14 protein-coding genes, 1 tRNA gene and 1 pseudogene are annotated in these 16955 nt (G+C 50.6%); 3 read left to right on the plus strand and 13 right to left on the minus strand.

The genetic code is table 11. The features are described 5' to 3' along the window. Positions 1-71: 71 nt before the first annotated feature. From acnA to ACY430_RS04910, 9 genes and pseudogenes are all read right to left on the minus strand, one after another. A pseudogene (acnA, locus tag ACY430_RS04870) lies at positions 72-2745 on the minus strand (aconitate hydratase AcnA). A gap of 26 nt (positions 2746-2771) precedes the next feature. Next, positions 2772-4004: a beta-ketoacyl-ACP synthase II gene (gene fabF / locus ACY430_RS04875; protein WP_462137761.1), complete on the minus strand. Its 1233-nt coding sequence runs from the start codon at positions 4002-4004 to the stop codon at positions 2772-2774. Continuing rightward, positions 3994-4254 carry an acyl carrier protein gene (gene acpP, locus ACY430_RS04880; protein WP_462137762.1) on the minus strand — a complete coding sequence of 87 codons (261 nt, stop codon included), beginning with the start codon at positions 4252-4254 and terminating at the stop codon, positions 3994-3996. Before acpP ends, fabF begins: the two co-directional genes overlap by 11 nt. Positions 4255-4302: 48 nt before the next feature. After that, positions 4303-5055 carry a 3-oxoacyl-[acyl-carrier-protein] reductase gene (gene fabG, locus ACY430_RS04885; RefSeq protein WP_462137763.1) on the minus strand — a complete coding sequence of 251 codons (753 nt, stop codon included), beginning with the start codon at positions 5053-5055 and terminating at the stop codon, positions 4303-4305. 4 nt (positions 5056-5059) lie between these two features. Continuing rightward, the gene (gene fabD / locus ACY430_RS04890) at positions 5060-5986 is read right to left on the minus strand and encodes an ACP S-malonyltransferase (protein WP_462137804.1); all 927 of its coding nucleotides are present in this window, start codon (positions 5984-5986) and stop codon (positions 5060-5062) included. Positions 5987-6008: 22 nt separating this feature from the next. Beyond that, positions 6009-6203 (minus strand): 50S ribosomal protein L32, encoded by a 195-nt coding sequence (gene rpmF, locus ACY430_RS04895; RefSeq protein ID WP_462137764.1) that lies wholly within the window; start codon positions 6201-6203, stop codon positions 6009-6011. Between the two features lie 32 nt (positions 6204-6235). Then, a complete protein-coding gene (locus ACY430_RS04900) occupies positions 6236-6712 on the minus strand; it encodes a YceD family protein (RefSeq protein WP_462137765.1) in 477 nt (158 codons plus the stop codon). A gap of 43 nt (positions 6713-6755) precedes the next feature. Further along, positions 6756-7520 (minus strand): slipin family protein, encoded by a 765-nt coding sequence (locus ACY430_RS04905; RefSeq protein WP_462137766.1) that lies wholly within the window; start codon positions 7518-7520, stop codon positions 6756-6758. Between the two features lie 3 nt (positions 7521-7523). After that, positions 7524-8849, minus strand: a complete 1326-nt coding sequence (locus ACY430_RS04910; RefSeq protein WP_462137767.1) for an NfeD family protein — start codon at positions 8847-8849, stop codon at positions 7524-7526. Between the two features lie 30 nt (positions 8850-8879). Between ACY430_RS04910 and ACY430_RS04915 the strand changes: the two genes are divergently transcribed. Beyond that, the gene (locus ACY430_RS04915) at positions 8880-9539 is read left to right on the plus strand and encodes a tetratricopeptide repeat protein (RefSeq protein ID WP_462137768.1); all 660 of its coding nucleotides are present in this window, start codon (positions 8880-8882) and stop codon (positions 9537-9539) included. Positions 9540-9605: 66 nt separating this feature from the next. Here ACY430_RS04915 and ACY430_RS04920 read toward each other — a convergent pair. The 3 genes from ACY430_RS04920 to ACY430_RS04930 all read right to left on the minus strand — a co-directional run bounded on the left by ACY430_RS04920 (position 9606) and on the right by ACY430_RS04930 (position 11732). Beyond that, positions 9606-9687, minus strand: a tRNA-Leu gene (locus tag ACY430_RS04920). Positions 9688-9718: 31 nt separating this feature from the next. Further along, positions 9719-10945 (minus strand): 2,3-bisphosphoglycerate-independent phosphoglycerate mutase, encoded by a 1227-nt coding sequence (locus tag ACY430_RS04925; RefSeq protein ID WP_462137805.1) that lies wholly within the window; start codon positions 10943-10945, stop codon positions 9719-9721. A 1-nt stretch (position 10946) separates the two neighbouring features. Further along, positions 10947-11732, minus strand: a complete 786-nt coding sequence (locus ACY430_RS04930; RefSeq protein ID WP_462137769.1) for an MBL fold metallo-hydrolase — start codon at positions 11730-11732, stop codon at positions 10947-10949. Between the two features lie 81 nt (positions 11733-11813). On the opposite strand from ACY430_RS04930, the gene polX reads away from it, so the two are divergent. Both polX and ligA read left to right on the plus strand, forming a co-directional pair. Further along, positions 11814-13505, plus strand: coding sequence for a DNA polymerase/3'-5' exonuclease PolX (polX, locus tag ACY430_RS04935; protein ID WP_462137770.1), 1692 nt, complete (start codon positions 11814-11816; stop codon positions 13503-13505). Positions 13506-13507: 2 nt separating this feature from the next. After that, complete coding sequence (gene ligA / locus ACY430_RS04940; RefSeq protein ID WP_462137771.1) at positions 13508-15547, plus strand: NAD-dependent DNA ligase LigA; 2040 nt, start codon at positions 13508-13510, stop codon at positions 15545-15547. A 9-nt stretch (positions 15548-15556) separates the two neighbouring features. On the opposite strand, the gene ACY430_RS04945 is transcribed toward ligA, so the two are convergent. After that, a complete protein-coding gene (locus ACY430_RS04945; RefSeq protein WP_462137772.1) occupies positions 15557-16885 on the minus strand; it encodes a M23 family metallopeptidase in 1329 nt (442 codons plus the stop codon). Positions 16886-16955 lie beyond the last annotated feature (70 nt).

Consider the following 16955-nt stretch of genomic DNA (forward strand, 5'->3'; position numbering starts at 1 on the left):
CTCTCTTAGTGCGCCGCTCAATACCCGCTGAATAATAACAAACAGCCGTAGTAAAAACAAATAAACAGAAGTTAAATCATTTGCTTAATTACTGTCTGAAGTATTCCGCCGTTGTTATAGTATTCCACTTCAACGGGGCTGTCCAGACGGCAAATTGTGGAAAAGTTTTTCTTTCCGCTCTCTCCGTTCGCCTTTATAAGGAATTCCTGCCCGGGTGTGATTTCACCTGAAAGCCCTTCTATGGAGAAGGTTTCAAAACCCGTTAGGGAAAGAGTTTGAGCGTTTTCATCTTCTTTGAATTGCAAGGGGAGAACGCCCATTCCGACCAGATTGCTGCGGTGTATTCTCTCAAAACTTTCCGCTATTACGCATTTTACTCCCAGAAGAGCCGTTCCCTTCGCCGCCCAGTCGCGCGAACTGCCGGTTCCGTATTCTTTTCCGGCGATGACTATGAGAGGCGTTCCATCGTTCATATATCTGTCCGCCGCATCGTAAATTGCCATCTGCTCTCCGGACGGAATATGCATCGTGTATCCGCCCTCTGTTCCGGGAATCATAAGGTTTTTTATCCTGATGTTTGCGAAAGTTCCCCTCATCATGACTTCATGGTTTCCGCGCCGCGCTCCGAAACTGTTGAAGTGTTTTTTTTCAACGCCTTTTGAAATCAGGTATTTGCCCGCCGGTCCGTCCGGCTGAATTACGCCCGCCGGCGAAATGTGGTCTGTTGTTACCGAATCTCCCAGAACCGCAAGCGCCCTCGCCCCTTCTATGCTTTGCGGACGCGTCTCCACCGCGCCGTTCAAGGAGAAGTTTTCAAAGAAAGGCGGATTTTGTATGTATGTAGATTTTTTCATCCCATTCGTAAATCGGGCTTTTTGGAGCCGCAAGATCCGACCACATGTCGTCGCCTTCAAAAACGCGCGAATACTGCTGCTTGAACATTTCCGGGCTGATGGCGTCCGAAACAGTTTTGTTTATCTCATCCTGACCGGGCCAGATGTCTTTGAGATAGACCTCGCCGCCGTTTTTGTCTTTGCCAATCGGGGTGGACAGAATGTTCGTATCCACGGTTCCGGCGAGAGCGAAAGCGACCACAAGTGGCGGGGATGCGAGATAGGAGAATTTTATGAGCGGATGAATTCTGCCCTGAAAGTTTCTGTTGCCGCTCAAAACGGACGCACAGGTCAGGTTTCCTTTTTTGATTCCGTCTTCAACTTCGCGCGGAAGCGGCCCGCTGTTGCCGATGCAGGTTGTGCATCCGTATCCGACAAGGTGAAATCCGAGCGCTTCAAGAGGCTCAAGCAATCCGGCCGCGGAGAGGTAGTCCGTAACGACCCGCGAGCCGGGCGCGAGGCTTGTTTTTACATAGGGCTTCACCTGTAAACCCCTTTCAACCGCCTTTTTCGCGAGCAGGCCCGCCGCCGCCATAACGGACGGGTTGGAGGTGTTTGTGCAGCTCGTAATCGCCGCGATGAGAACCGAGCCGTCTTTAATGTCGTGGCTTTCGTTTTTGATTTTAATGCTTATTTTGCCCGCGCTTGTGCCGTCCGTTTTCTCGCTGATGCTTTTCCCGTACGAGGTTTTCAAATTGCTGAGCGCGACCCTGTCCTGAGGCCTGTCGGGACCCGCGACCGAGGGCACGACAGTTGCGATGTCAAGCCCAAGCGTGTCGGTGTATTCAGGGTCTTCGCCGGTTTTCCTGAAAAGCATTTGCGCGGTTGCGTATTTTTCAATCAACTCTGTGCGGTTTCCCCTGCCGGTTGAGTTCATATAGCGCAAGGTTTCCGAGTCCGTGGGGAAAAATCCCATGGTCGCGCCATATTCGGGCGCCATGTTTGCTATTGTGGCTCTGTCCGCGAGCGATAGTTGCGACAGCCCGTCGCCGTAGAATTCAACAAATTTTCCGACAACCCCTTTTTGCCTGAGCATCTCCGTAACGGTGAGAACGACGTCGGTCGCCGTGATGCCGTCAGAGGGTTGTCCGGTGATTTTGAAACCTATAACTTCGGGCGTGAGCATATAAAGCGGCTGCCCGAGCATGCACGCTTCGGCCTCTATTCCGCCAACTCCCCAGCCGAGCACACTCAGGCCGTTAATCATCGTCGTATGGGAATCCGTCCCGACCAGAGTGTCGGGATAGGCGAATGTTTTCCCGTCCTTTTCGCCCGAAGCGACAACATCCGCCAGACATTCAAGATTAACCTGATGCACTATTCCCGTTCCCGGCGGAACGACCCGGAAATTGTCAAAAGAGTTCTGTGCCCATTTCAAAAACTGGTATCGTTCGCCGTTTCTTTCGTATTCAATCTCAACATTTTTGGAAAACGAGTCCTTTCCGGCGAAGAAATCAACCTGTATGGAATGGTCTATTACCAAATCCACGGGCACGACCGGATTTATTCGCGAATAGTCCGCACCTTCAATTCCGCTGACCGCCGAGCGCATTGACGCCAGATCCGCCACGCACGGAACGCCCGTAAAATCCTGCAGAATCACCCTTGCGGGCTTGTAGGGAATTTCGCACGCGGGCTTTCCGCCCTTCCATTCCGAGATGGCGCGCACATGGTCTTCGGTAACGGTTTTGCCGTCATAGTTTCTGAGCGCATTTTCCAGAAGAATTTTTATGGAGAACGGAAGTTTGCCGATTTTTTTTCCGAGATTTTCCTCCAGTTTGCGCAGAGAGTAAATAAGGAATTTTTTACCGTCCGCTTCCATCTCTTCAAGTGTTTTGAATTTGTCCTGCATTTTCTCACTTCCGGGCGGGGAACCTGTCAGTCAACCCGTCTGAGCGCGATTACGGAGTTTGTGCCGCCAAAACCGTATGAGTTTGAGAGTACGGTTTTCAGTTTTGCTTCCCGCGCCTCATTGGGCACATAGTCAAGGTCGCACTCGGGGTCTTTGTTGAAAAGATTCATAGTTGGGGGAATCACTGAATTTTTAATTGCCAGAGCGCACAAAGACACTTCAACGGCTCCGCTCGCTCCAAGCATGTGTCCTGTCATTGATTTAGTGGAACTGATGGGAATGTCATACGCTTTGTCGCCGAAAACGCTTTTTATCGCGGCGGTCTCGTTGGAGTCGTTAAGTTTTGTTGATGTGCCGTGGGCGTTGATGTAGTCAATGTCCTGAGGATTGAGCTCCGAATTTCTAAGCGCCATTTCCACGCATCTTACGGGCCCGTCAAGAGACGGAGCCGTGATGTGGTGTGCGTCTCCGCTCATTCCGGAGCCAAGCACTTCGGCGTATATTTCCGCTCCGCGCGCCTTTGCGAATTCAAACTCTTCCAGAATTACCGTTCCGGCTCCTTCGGAGAGAATAAAGCCGTCTCTGTCAACATCAAAGGGTCTTGATGCCGTTTCGGGGTCGTCATTGCGTGTTGACAGCGCTTTTATGACATTAAATCCCGAAACCGTGAGAGGAACAAGCGGCGCTTCGCTTCCGCCCGCTATCATGGCTTCGGCATCTCCGTTTTTAATCAGCATCGCTGCCAGAGAAATCGAGTGCCCGCTTGCGGCACACGCCGTTGTGGTGCTGCAGTTCGGCCCCTTCGCGTTGAATTTGATGGACCCGTATCCCGCCGCCATGTTTGTTACCACATTCGGAATGAAAAATGGTGAAACCCTGCCGGGACCCTTTTCGTCAAGAGTCCGCACCATCTTGCAGTAGGTTGTAGTTCCGCCGATTCCCGAAGCGATAATGATTCCGACTTTCGGAGCAAGTTCATCTGTGATTTCAAGCCCCGCGTCTTCAAGCGCGAGTTTTGTACCGGCGATTGAGTACTGAATAAAAGGGTCGTCTCTGCGGGCTTCGCGCTCGCTCATGAAGTCTCCGGGACTGAACCCTTTGACTTCGCCCGCTATTTGCGTTTTCAGGTCTGAGGCATCAAAGCGCGTTATTGTCCCAACGCCGCTTTTGCCGGCGCATATGCCATCCCAGGTTTCTTTGTGCCCGATACCGAGCGAAGTTATAAGGCCTATGCCGGTTATGACGACCCTACGCGCCATCGCCCTGCTTTTCCTTTATGAAACTAACCGCGTCCTGAACGGTGATAATTTTCTCAACGTCTTCGTCCAGAATCTCAATTCCGAATTCGTCCTCTATCGTCATAACGAGTTCAACCAGATCAAGGGAATCCGCTCCCAGGTCGTCAATGAATGACTGTTCCAGTTCAATCTCATCGGTGGATTTGCCGAATTGCTGGGCTATCATGCCCTTAATTTTACCTACCATTTCCGTTTCTTTGTCTTGAGACATTTAATGTCCTCCTTAGTTTATTTTTTGTCTTTATATCTTTTTTTAAGACTAAATGTAAAGACCGCCGTTAATTTTTATAACTTCGCCCGTGATGTAAGACGCCCTTTCGGACGCCAGAAAAGCCACCGCGCCGGCTATGTCTTCGGCTTTGCCGTATCTTCCCAGTGGAATGGATTTAAGGTATATGCGCTTCATTTCTTCGGAGATTGGAGCTGTTATATCAGTCTCCACAAACCCGGGGCTGACGGCGTTGACCGTTACGCCGCGCGAAGCAAACTCTTTTGCCGCCGATTTGGTGAACCCTATTATTCCCGCTTTCGCCGAAGAATAATTTATCTGCCCCGGGTTTCCCATTTCGCCGACCACTGACGTTATGTTGATTATCCTTCCGTATCTGTCGTTAAGCATTCTTCTCGCCACGGCTTTTGTGCAGTTGAAAATCCCTTTGAGATTTATGTTTTGAACCTTGTCCCAGTCCTGCTCGCTCATTCTGACAAACAGTTTGTCTTTTGTAATTCCCGCGTTATTGACGAGTATTTGAATACCGCTTTTTTTCACAATCGGCGCAAGGGATTTGCCAACCGCTTTGTAGTCGGAGACATCAAAGCCCATTGTTTCGCCGCTGCCTCCGTCTTTTTCTATAAGGTCAAGCGTTTCCTTCGCCGCATCCGCATTTGAAACATAGTTCACTATCACATGGCAACCACTACGGGCGAGCTCTATTGCCGTCTGCCTTCCTATTCCCCTTGATGCGCCGGTGACGAGGGCGGTTTTACCGCTAAATTCCGTTTCCAAAATCATTTCGCTAAATCTTATGCAACTGCTCCGTCATTTCAAGATTGAAAGTTTCCGAGTCTTTCACGGTTCTTTTTATAAGTCCGCAAAGCGCTTTTCCGGGGCCTATTTCAATAAACTTGTTTGTATTCCGCTCTTTCATATATTCAACTGATTCAGACCACCTGACCGGATTTGTTATCTGCAGAAGCAGAATCCCTTTGACTCTTTGCCGGTCGGTATTGGCGGCCGCCTCAAGGTTTGTTATGACGGGTACGCGCACATCTGAAATGCGGACGCTTTCAAGCGTCCGCGCGAGTTTCTCCGCGGCGGGGCTCATGAGCGGGCAATGAAAAGGCGCGCTCACTTTCAGAGGCACGGCTCTTTTTGCGCCGCGCTCAAGCGACATTTCAGAAGCTTTTTCCACTTCGTGCGCTCCGCCCGATATGACGGTTTGTTCGGGAGAGTTATAGTTTGCGGGCCAAACATTTTGGGCGCCGCCGTCGGAGCAGTTTTTGCACACCCGTTCAACCTCGTCTTTTTTCAAACCTATGATTGCAGCCATCGCGCCCTCGCCTGCGGGAACCGCCTCTTGCATAAACTCGCCTCTTTTTCTGACGATTTTCACCGCGTCCGCGAATTCAATGGCCCCGGCGGCTACGAGCGCGGAGTATTCTCCGAGGCTGTGCCCCGCGACAAAGTCCGGACGCATATCCGTTTCCTTCTCAAGCACCGCGAGCGCCGCCGAGCTTACGGTCAAAATCGCCGGCTGAGCGTTTGCCGTGAGACTCAAAGTTTCTTCGTCTGAATTGAAGCACAAAACCGCCATGTCTTCATTTATTGCTTCGCTCGCGCTCTCAAATACGGAACGGGCTTCGGAAAAGTTGTCGTAAAAATCCTTTCCCATTCCAACATACTGCGAACCCTGTCCCGGGAAAACAAATGCCGTCATTTTGATTTATTCTTACGAAACGGACGATTTACCGCTCTTCTCCGTCCTCTTCTGATTTCATGAAAGTTCTGCCCTTGTAGTAGCCGCAGTGCGGACAAGCCCTGTGGGGATGCATTTTTTCATTGCATTGCGGGCACATTGAACTCGCAGGAATTTGTGCTTTGTAATGAGTCCTTCTTTTTCTTGATTTGGAAGTGGATGTTTTTCTCTTTGGAACCGCCATGACAGTTTTCTCCTTTTTTCGTCAAATATAATTTAAGACAGTCTAATTTCCTTGAGCGCTTTAAGACGCGGGTCAATTTCCCGTCTTTCGCACTTGCAGGGGTTTTCATTCAAGTCCGCTCCGCAGGATGCGCAAAGTCCTTTGCAGTTTTTCGCGCAGACCGTTTTTTCGGGTATCGCCATGGCGACCTGCTCGCGCATGTCGTCCGAGATGTCTATTTTGCTCTGGTTCGCGGGCAATTGCACAAAAGAGTTTATCTCGTGGCTGACGCCGCTTTTCGCGGGCTTGAGGCAACGCGAACACGGTGAAAGAAGTTCAAAACTCAAAGTCCCCGAAATAAAAATCTCACCACCCATTTTTTCAATGCCCGCTTTGAACAAAACAGGGGAAAGCAATCCGGACTTCCCTGTGTTTTTCGCGAGTTCCGATATATTCGTGAGCCACACGGCATTTCTTGAAACTTCAAAAGACAGCCGGTCGTTTCCTATTTCTCCTTTTTCGAAAAGCATGATTTTCTCTCGTGGGCGGCGTTTCCTTCAAAGCGCCTTTCCGTCAGGTGTCCGTTTCATCTTTTCTTTTTTCAAGAAAAGGTCTCAGAATATCAAGCGGCAGAGGCAGTATTACGGTTGAGCTTCCCTCGGGCGGAAGGTCTGAGAGCGCCTGAAGAAAGCGCAGTTGGAGCGAAGCGGGATTTTTTGAAAGTATGTCAGACGCTTCGCTGATTTTTTGAGATGCCTGAAACTCACCTTCGGCGCTTATGATGCGCGCCCTTCTCTCTCTTTCGGCTTCCGCCTGTTTCGCCATCGCCCTCTGCATTTCCTGCGGCAGGTCAACATGCTTCACTTCAACAAGTGTAACCTTGATTCCCCACTCGTCGGTCTGAGCATCAAGAACCTCCTGCAGTTTCATGTTCAACTCTTCCCTTTCGGTCAGAAGGTCATCCAGTTCAACCTGTCCCAATACGCTTCTGAGCGTTGTCTGCGCGAGCTGAGAGGTCGCGTAATAGTAGTTTTCCACTTTGATAATTGTGTTTATCGGGTCAACAACTCTGAAATACAAAACGGCGTTGACCTTGACCGAAACGTTGTCTTTTGTAATTACATCCTGCGGCGGAACGTCCATTGCGATTACGCGCAAACTGACTCTCGTCATTTTATCAACGAACGGAATTAGCCAAATAAAGCCCGGCCCTTTGACGCCGATAACGCGCCCAAGACGCAGAACCACGCCTCTTTCGTACTCTTTGAGGATTCTTGCTCCCGACAGCAGGAGCAGAACTCCTATTATGACCAGTGTTGTGATTGAAGGAATTGGCATTTTTTAACTCGCAGAATTTTCAGAATTACGGCGTCTAACTTTAACTTTCAAGCCTTTTGTTTTTTCCTCAACTATAATCCGCTCTCCTTTTGAAAGCGGCGCGTTACTTTCAGCTTTCCAGTATTCTCCGCCGATAAATACTATACCCCCGTTGCTGTCCCAGTCAACAACCGTGCCTTCCATTCCGGCAACCTGTCCCTCCCCGCCGGCGACCGATGTTTTCTGTGAGCGCGCAACCGAGATTGCGACCGCTCCAAAGATCAAAACAAAAGCCGCGCCTACGGTCGCGAGCGTTTTTTCATTCACGCCTCCCGTTTGTGCCGAATCAAAAAGCAACACCCCTCCTGCAATAAGGGACACCAATCCCGCAAGCGCGAGAAGCCCGTAACTTATAACAAAAACCTCGGCTATCATAAGCCCCGTTCCCACCAGAATAAGCCCAAGCCCGGCGTAGTTGAACGGAAGTATTTGCAATGCGGCGAAAGCGAGTATCAGCGATATGGCTCCGACAACGCCCGGAAAAATACTTCCGGGATTGTATATTTCCATCAAAATCCCTATTGAGCCCAGAGACAGAAGAAGATAAGCGATGTCCGGCGAGCCGAGAATGTTTCCCATTCGCTGGCGAGTCGTCATTTTGTGCGTAAGGATTTTCGCTCCCGCCGTTGCAAGTTTCACGGTTTTTCCGCCCGCCTTAACTTCCATGCCGTCAATTTTGTTCAGCAGTGTGTCCATGTCCGGCGCGGTGAGGTCGGATATGTTGTTTTTCACCGCGTATTCCCAGGTGACGGACGAACTTTCCGTAACCGCCTTGACCGCCCATTTTCTGTTGCGTTTTCTCTGGCGCGCGATGCTGTCAATATATGACGAGGCGAAATTTGTGATTTTCTCGTCAGTTTTCCCCTGCTCCGCTTTACCCTGAATCGTAACCGGATGCGCCGCGCCCAGGCTGGTTCCCGGAGCCATTGCCGTTATGTGAGCTGCGAGAAATATAAAAGTGCCCGCGGAGGTCGCCGTCGCACCGGAGGGGAAAATGTAAGCAACAACCGGCACGGGCGAATTGAGAATGTCCTGCACTATTTCTTTTGTTGAATTGAGCAAACCGCCGGGCGTGTCAATAAGCACAACCACCGCTTCGGCTTTTTCCCTGCCTCCGCGTTCTATCGCGGTTTTGATGAAATCCGCCGAGAAGGGATTCACCGTTCCTTTAAGAGACGCGACCACCACCTGCGTTGAGCGGGATTCGGTCTCCCCGCCCGCGCCTGCCGGAATAAAAACCGCGCACGCCAGAAACGCGCACACTATTGCAGTTTGTGTCTTGCCACTCATTGCTTGAAAAACTATAATAACTGCTTAACTATGAACAACAACGACATCCCTCCGGACTCTCCCCCGTCCACCGAAGACGGCAGACTTTCAAACGCGGCCGGGGTTCTGGAGAAAATCTCCGACCGTGTTTTGTCAATGAGCTGGCTTTCCATTGCCACAGTCGTATTTGTCGCGGTTACGGCTCTGCTTTTTTACGCATTTGTGGTTGATTCGCGCGAAAAAGAGGTCGTGAAGGCAAGCGTCAAAATGGACGCCGCGGTTGCCGCTTATGAAAACGGCGAGGTCGATTCTTCTCTGGAACTTTTAAGGGGAATCAGGAATGACTTTCCGAATTTTGAGATAGCGGAACTGTCTCTGTATTACGAGGGAGCCATACTGTTCGGAATGGAGAAAGATGAAAAATCGCGCGAGCGTATGGACGATTTTCTCGCGGGCTCGCCCGACCCCATTCTCAAAACCGAAGCCCTTTTTATGGCGGGTTTTTCCAGTTTCCGTCTTGAAGAGTGGAAAAAAGCCATAGGTTATTTTGAAAAGTTGATTCCGCTTGGAACCCCGTCTCACGCGAGGCGCGTCCTTCCGCTTCTCGGAACCGCCTACACAAAAACCGGAAACAGGGAAAAAGCCGAAGAGATTTACAGAATTTTCGTAATTACCTTTCCCGTTCCCGGCCCTCAAACTGAACAGCCGTAAGGCGTGGAAGAGAACCGTTAACGCGGTTTTCTATTTGAAATTCAGGACATCACAATTTTTTTTGTATGCCGAAGGGGGGACTCGAACCCCCACGCCCAAGGGCACTACCCCCTCAAGATAGCGCGTCTGCCAATTCCGCCACTTCGGCTTTGGGAAAAACAGATTGTATCACAAACGGACTAAGCTCCAAATTTCGCGAGCCGCCCCGCGTGAGCGAGCGCGAGCGGCATAATCTCAACCGCTCTTATAATTCCCAACTCTCCGGCACGGCAGTCCATTTCATTAAAACCGCTTTTGCCGCCGATACTGTGGCGTGATTTTATCAAAAGCGGAACCGGATGCCAGCTGTGAGACGACATGGACGCGGGCGTTGAGTGGTCTCCCGTTACAATCAAAACATCCGGGGCGAGTTTGAGCAGGCGCGGAACAAACTTGTCAAACTCGCTTATGGCGCGCGCCTTGTCCTTAAAATTGCCGTCCTCTCCGTGTCTGTCGGTGGATTTTATGTGCAGATAAACAAAGTCAAAATCAGAGAAAATCTCCTCCGCACGCCTGATGATTTGCTCTGTTTTTCCGCCGGCCGGGTTTTTTATGTCCATTCCGGCGATTTGCGCTATGCCGCGATACATCGGATACGCCGCAACACACGCGGCTTTGAGCCCATAGGTTTTTCCGAAGGTTTCGAGATTCGGCGGCGCGGAAAATCCTCTGAGAAGAACGCAGTTCGCGGTTTTTCTGTTTCCCAGAACCTCTTGCGCTTTTTCAGAAAACCGCTGTATTGTTCGCGCGGCGGCGATGGTTTTTTTGTTTTGCGAATCGGTCTTTACCACAAGCGGAGCCTCAAGCCCTTCCCTCTGCGGGTCCGTGTCGCAAATCCGCTCTGCGTCCGTAACCGGATGGGGAAAAGTGAACACGACCACAAATCTGTGCTCAAGCCCCGGATAGATTTTTATTTTTACGTTTCCGATTTTTTTCACCGAAGCCGATATTTGCGAGACAAGTTCGGTGCTGTGTTTTGTTGAAATTCTTCCCGCCCTTCTGTCCGTGAGGACGGTTTTTCTTTTTTGCGTTTCAACGGTGGCGAAATTTCCGCGCGCGACCAAATCGTTTTTTCCGGTTTTTATGTTGAGCCCCGCGGCTTCAACCGCGCCCCTGCCCACTTTGAAAAAGAGCGGGTCGTAGCCGAAAAGCCCCAGGTGCGCGGCTCCGCTGCCCGGAGTTATTCCGGGCGCCACGGGAGTGTGAAGACCGCAAGACGCCGCCCGGGCGAGTTTGTCAAGGTTGGGTGTTTTCGCGCTTTGCAGTTCGGTTTTGCCGTTCACGGGCAGTCCTCCGAGACCGTCAAGCACGCACATCATTATTTTTGAATCCGATTTTACGGAAATACCGCTTATGAGCGAACGCATGTCAGACACCTGTTTTTCCTCCCGTGTTTTGAATTTCAAAAATCGCACCGTCCCTTGCGGGTTCCACATTCGCGGGAAGATTTTTCTTCAGTTCAAAATAACCCATTTTGCAACTCATATGGGTCAAAACCGCTTTTTTCGGAGAGATGATTTCTATATGCTCAAGCGTCTGTTCAAGATTGAAATGGGACGGATGAGGGCTGTATCTCAAAGCGCTGATTACAAGCAGTTCAAGCCCGGCAAGTTTTTTCATTGATTCGGGCGGAATTCCGTTGCAGTCCGTCAAATAGGCGAAGTTTCCAATTCTATAGCCCAGAATTTTCCACGAGCCGTGATCTATTTTCACGGGAATAATACGCATTTGCCCTATGGAAAAATCTCCGTCAATTTCATTCAAGCGCAGGTTCGGTTTCACTTCCCCCGGGCTTTCGTCGCCGAAAATGTAGCCGAAGTTTCTCCTCAAATTCGCGGCGGTTTCAGGGTTTGCGTAACAATCTATTATTTTCCGTCCAAAATCCGTGAACGGTTTTAAATCGTCTATGCCGTTTGTGTGGTCGGCGTGTGAATGCGTGTACAAAACCGCGCTGATCGCGGATATATTCGCGCGCAACGCCTGCGTTCTAAGATCCGGCGAGGTGTCTATTAGAAGACTCAAATCCGCCGTTTCCACAAGCGCGGAGCTTCTCGTGCGAAGGTTTTCCTCCGCCGCGCAGGAGCAGACGCCGCAATCGCAACCCGGAACCGGAACACCGGTTGAGGTCGCACAGCCCAAAACCGTTACTTTCATTGGATTGCTCAAAGTAATTTTTTGCCATCTTGCGGACAAGACCGCACGGCAATAGAATATACGGCGTCACAGGAATTTCATATGGGCGCAAACCGCCAAATAGCGCATCTTTTTTCGGAAATCGCCTCAATGCTTGAGATTCAGAATTCCAATCCGTTCAAGATACGAGCGTATAAAAAAGCCGCCGATTTGATAAGCGAAATGGAGTCGGACCTCTCGGAAATGCTTTTAGCAGGAAGCGATTTTTCCTCCGTGAAGGGCATAGGAAAGGATCTGTCCGCAAAAATCCGGGAGTTTTTTGATACGGGCGCGATTGAGTATCACGGAAAACTGCGCTCTGAAGTCGGCGAAGGAATGCTTGAGATGCTCAAGATCAGGGGCATGGGACCAAAAACCGCGCGCCTTTTTTCCGATGCCGGAGTAAAAAGCGTTGAAAATCTTGAGCGGCGGCTTCTGGAAGGTGCCGGAGAGGGCATCGCGGGCATAGGCAAAAAGAAAGCCGAAGCGATACTTGAAGCTCTCGCTTTTTACAAAAGCAATCTTTCGGTTCACGGGCTTGGCAAGGCGCTTGCCGCCGCACGGGTTTTGCGCGAGCGCGTTCTCGCGATTGACGGCGCTCTGGACGCAAGCGCAGTCGGTTCCTTGAGGAGAATGACGGAAACCGTTTCAGAGATTGAGATGCTTGTGTCGTTTGAGGGCGATGAGAAGAGGTTTTTCAACGCCCTTTCCGCTTTGGATTGGACGCAAAGTGTTGAACGCTTGAAAGATTCCGGAACGACCAAAGCGGTTGTGAGTTCAGATATTGAGATCAAAACGGTTGTTTATCTCTCGCCGCCCGAAAATTTTTATTTCAACCTCGCGCGTCTGACGGGTTCGGAAAGCCACTGGAAAAAACTGACTTCCGCGAAAAAAGGCAAAGTCCCGCGTCTGGCGCGCAGCGAAGAGGATTTATATTCCGATTTGGGTTTGGAGTTTATCACTCCCGAACTCAGGGAAGACGGCGGAGAGATTGAGGCCGCGAAAAAAAGCGCTCTGCCCGGCCTTGTTGAGTTGCGGGACATCAGGGGCGACCTCCACACTCATACCGACTGGAGCGATGGCAGAGATTCCATCGGGGAAATGGCGCGCGCGGCTTTTGAAAAGGGGTATGAATACATCGCACTGACAGATCATTCTCCATCTTCAAAAGTGGCTAACGGACTTGATGCCGACCGGCTTGCGCTTAAAACTGAAGAGGTGAAAAAAATCAATTCTCTGCTGGACGGCATAGAGATTTTCTGCGGCTCCGAGGTTGACATAAAGCCGGACGGCTCCCTGGACTATCCGGACGACATTCTTTCCGAACTTGATTTTGTGGTGGCTTCCATTCACAGCTCTTTTTCGCAGGATTCCGATTCTGTCACAAAACGCGTCATTCGCGCGCTTGAAAACCCTTTTGTTCATGCGCTGGGGCACCCGACGGCGAGAATCATCGGGCGGCGCGCGCCGTGCGCGATGGATATCGAAAAAATCACGGATGCGGCTTTGAGCAACGGCAAGGCGCTTGAAATAAACGCCTCCTGCGACCGTCTTGACCTTAAAGACGAGCACGCGCGCATTGCGGCGCGCAAAGGAGTTAAACTTATAATCTCAACGGACGCTCACGCTGTCCGGCATCTTGAATCGATGGCGTGCGGGGTTGCGGTTGCCAGACGCGGTTGGTGTGAGCGTGAGAATTTTCTCAACACTCTGCCGCTTGAGGACTTGCGCGGCTGGCTGAAAACGTGCGGATAAAAATGACCGATTCTGCTAAAAACCGGGTTCGCAAAGAGTATGACGAACTGAAAAAACTCATAAAAAAACACAACCGCCTCTACTATGAGAAAGACAGCCCTGAAATATCCGACTCCGAATATGACAAACTCATGTCGCGTTTTCGGGAGATTGAGCGGGCGCGCCCCGAATTTGTTTCAGACGACTCCCCGTCCCGGAAAATCGGCGGCAAATCCTCCGCGCAGTTCGCGCCCGTAACTCATCTGAAAAAAATGATGAGCATAGATAACGTCTCCGCCGGAGAGACCGATGACCGTCCGAATAAGGCGCGCGCGTTTGACACACGGGTCGCCAAAGCGACCGAAGTGCTCCCCGCTTACGTAGCGCAGCTGAAATTTGACGGCGTTTCGGCGTCCCTTGTGTATGAAAACGGCAAACTCGCCCGCGCCGCCACGCGCGGAGATGGCTCGGTCGGCGAGGACATTACGGAAAACATCAAAACCATCAAATCCGTGCCTCACGCCCTTCGCGGCGGCTCTTCCAAGCCCGAAATTATTGAGATACGCGGCGAGGTAATGATACTCCTTGACGATTTCAAAAAACTGAACAGTAAAATGACAAACTCCGAATCCGTGCCTTTTGCGAATCCGCGAAACGCGGCGGCGGGCTCTTTACGACAGATTGACGCTCAAATTACCGCTTTGCGCCCGTTGAGGTTTTTCGCATGGGGGATAGGGCATATGTCCGGCGGCGACCCGATGCCTGACGAAATGGCGGTGTCCCGCGCGCTTGAGGATTGGGGGTTTAAGATGGAAGGCGGTCCCCGCCTGTGCGGCGGCATTGAAGAGGCGGTCAAATTCTGCGGCGAGGCGGAGGAAAAAAGAGAGTCGCTGAAATACGATGCCGATGGAGTTGTTATCAAGGTGAACGATATGAACTTGCGGCAAATCCTTGGCGAAACTGCGAAGCATCCGCGCTGGTGCGTCGCTTATAAATTCAAACCCCGCCACGGCGAAACGACTCTGAAAAACATAACAGTTCAGGTTGGCAGAACCGGAATTCTAACCCCGGTTGCGGACCTTGAGCCCGTGAACATTGGCGGCGTTACGGTCAGAAGAGCGTCTTTGCACAACGCGAATTTTATAGAGGAAAAAGACATACGAGTCGGTGACATGGTTGTTGTGAAACGCGCGGGAGACGTTATCCCCGAAGTCGTAAAAGTTTCCGAAAAAAACCGCCCGGGCAGACCGCCCCGCTTCAAGTGGAGCAATGTTTGCCCCGCCTGTCCTTCCTGCGGCGGCGAGGTTTCCAAAATGGAAGGCGAAGCCAATTTCATCTGTGCCAACCCTTCCTGCCCGGAGCAGTTGAAGCAGGCGATAGCGTACATGGCGTCTCGCGGGATTTTTGATATTAAGGGGCTCGGGCGCGAGACGGTTTCGGCTCTTGTTGAAGGGGGAATTGTGAAAGATATCGCTGATGTTTTTTCGCTCACAAAAGAGAGGATTGCCGATATGGAAGGTTTTGCCGAAAAATCATCGTTCGAACTTGAAAGGGAGATTAATGAAAGCAAAGAGGTTGGTTTCGGTGTTTTTATAGCCGCGCTCGGAATACGTCATGTGGGGAAACAGACCGCGGAAGTGCTCGCGGCGGAGTTTGAGTCTGTTGGCGATTTTTTCAACGCGAGCAAAGACACTCTGGTTTTAATCAACGGGGTTGGTCCGAAAACTGCGGAAACAATAGCGGATTTTACCGGTTGCGCGAAGGGCGTTGCGCTTAAAGATAAAATGTTGCGGCTCGGAGTGAAAATAAATCACCCGCCCGTGCGGGATTCCGGCGGTAAAGAGGGGATTTCCGGAAAAACCTTTGTAATTACGGGAAAGTTCGGCAAACCCCGTGCTGAAATTGAAAAAGCGATACGCGGTGCGGGCGGAGTTGTTTCTTCGTCGGTATCTTCAAAAACTGACTGTCTTGTTCAAGGCGCAGACCCCGGTTCCAAACTGAAAAAGGCGGAGCGGTTGGGCGTGCGGATTATAGATCAAAAAACTTTTGAGAAAATGCTGTAAAGCGCGGACTTAATCTATCTCTTTTTTTGCGTCCAGAAGGTTCTGGGTTATGCGCGTCTGCACCCAGTTGTGGTCCCACCACTGGATTGGTTCAACCGGCAGTCCGCCAACGTATATGCTGAAATGCAGGTGGTCTCCGAAGGCAAGCCCGGTCGCGCCCGTGTTGCCTATTCTGTCTGCTTTCACGACGGTTTCCCCGCGTTGCACGCTCATTGAACCGAGGTGCGAATAAAGTGTGGCGATGCCCATTCCGTGGTCTATTATTACCGTGTTCCCGTATATTCCCAGATCATCAGCGAAGATTACCACCCCGTTGTTCGCGGCGCGAACCGGGTTTCTTTTTTGAGAAGCTATGTCGTATCCCAGATGCGGCTTTTTGTCTATTTCCTCGCCTTCAAATATGTAAATCCTCTGTTCAAATCGCGACTGCAATGATCCCACAGGCCTTATAAATGAACCTTCCCACAAAATTTTGTCGGATTTGTCGGAAACATGAGAAAGGAGTTTGGTAATTTTTTCGTCGTTGAGCGCGCGAACTTTATTGTTCACCATAACAAATGTTTCTTTGGCGGAATAGTCTTTGCGGGCATTGATGAGCGGAACCATCTTCATTTTGATAAACCGCTCCGTTATCTCAACCGGATTGTCCGGCAAAATCCTTTCTTCAAGTCTGTAATTTATGGGCAGGTTTCTTTTGTTTCCTATGGCGTCAGTTGCGGTGATGAGAACCGTTTCTCCTTCGCTAAAATTGTATGGATATGAGAAAAACGCGATGCGGACGCTTTTGTCTGAAAATCCGTTTTTCGGCGCGGCTTTGTGTCCTTTAAAAAATTTGTTTCCGATTTTGACGCCGCTCTCCTTTGAATCCGCCGAAACCTTGTAAACAATAATTCCTGAGCCGCCTTGCAGAAATCTCTCCGCGCCCGATATGACGGTTATTTTCGGCGGAGAGAGGTCTATTACTATGTTTTTGGTTTTGCTTATTGATGTATTTTCTCCGGAACTGAACATTCCGCCGTAGGACTCCGCCTCGACTTTAATCTGCGCGGGTCCGTCTTCAATGCCCGCGAACGGGTTCAGTGAGACTTGAACCGTGTCTTTTTTGACCCCTTTGGGGTAGTCTTTTGTTTCAAGTAAAAGGGTTTGATCTTCAGAGATATATGAAATCCGGATATTTTTCAGTCCGTCGCCAACGCCTGAAAACTTGACGCTAAAAGGTTGTGTGCCCACGGATTCGGACTGCAATCCAAAACTGATTTTAGATTCTTCAAAACACGACCGGAATATGAACACTGCGAGGGCAAGCGCAATGGATGTCAGAAAAATCTTTCTTATCATAGGTCTTCCAAGTGGCAAAACTTTTCCGAGTTTCTGTTTGTAACCCAACCCCGAAACACTATACTACATC

This window comes from Candidatus Mycalebacterium sp. (genome assembly GCF_977828045.1).

Excerpts from the sequence above, each read along its gene's own strand:
- fabF (WP_462137761.1), bottom strand. The coding sequence starts at position 4,004 with ATGGCGCGTAGGGTCGTCATAACCGGCATAGGCCTTATAACTTCGCTC.
- acpP (WP_462137762.1), bottom strand. The coding sequence starts at position 4,254 with ATGTCTCAAGACAAAGAAACGGAAATGGTAGGTAAAATTAAGGGCATG.
- fabG (WP_462137763.1), bottom strand. The coding sequence starts at position 5,055 with ATGATTTTGGAAACGGAATTTAGCGGTAAAACCGCCCTCGTCACCGGC.
- rpmF (WP_462137764.1), bottom strand. The coding sequence starts at position 6,203 with ATGGCGGTTCCAAAGAGAAAAACATCCACTTCCAAATCAAGAAAAAGA.
- ACY430_RS04900 (WP_462137765.1), bottom strand. The coding sequence starts at position 6,712 with ATGCTTTTCGAAAAAGGAGAAATAGGAAACGACCGGCTGTCTTTTGAA.
- ACY430_RS04905 (WP_462137766.1), bottom strand. The coding sequence starts at position 7,520 with ATGCCAATTCCTTCAATCACAACACTGGTCATAATAGGAGTTCTGCTC.
- ACY430_RS04910 (WP_462137767.1), bottom strand. The coding sequence starts at position 8,849 with ATGAGTGGCAAGACACAAACTGCAATAGTGTGCGCGTTTCTGGCGTGC.
- ACY430_RS04915 (WP_462137768.1), top strand. The coding sequence starts at position 8,880 with ATGAACAACAACGACATCCCTCCGGACTCTCCCCCGTCCACCGAAGAC.
- ACY430_RS04925 (WP_462137805.1), bottom strand. The coding sequence starts at position 10,945 with ATGCGTTCGCTCATAAGCGGTATTTCCGTAAAATCGGATTCAAAAATA.
- ACY430_RS04930 (WP_462137769.1), bottom strand. The coding sequence starts at position 11,732 with ATGAAAGTAACGGTTTTGGGCTGTGCGACCTCAACCGGTGTTCCGGTT.
- polX (WP_462137770.1), top strand. The coding sequence starts at position 11,814 with ATGGGCGCAAACCGCCAAATAGCGCATCTTTTTTCGGAAATCGCCTCA.
- ligA (WP_462137771.1), top strand. The coding sequence starts at position 13,508 with ATGACCGATTCTGCTAAAAACCGGGTTCGCAAAGAGTATGACGAACTG.
- ACY430_RS04945 (WP_462137772.1), bottom strand. The coding sequence starts at position 16,885 with ATGATAAGAAAGATTTTTCTGACATCCATTGCGCTTGCCCTCGCAGTG.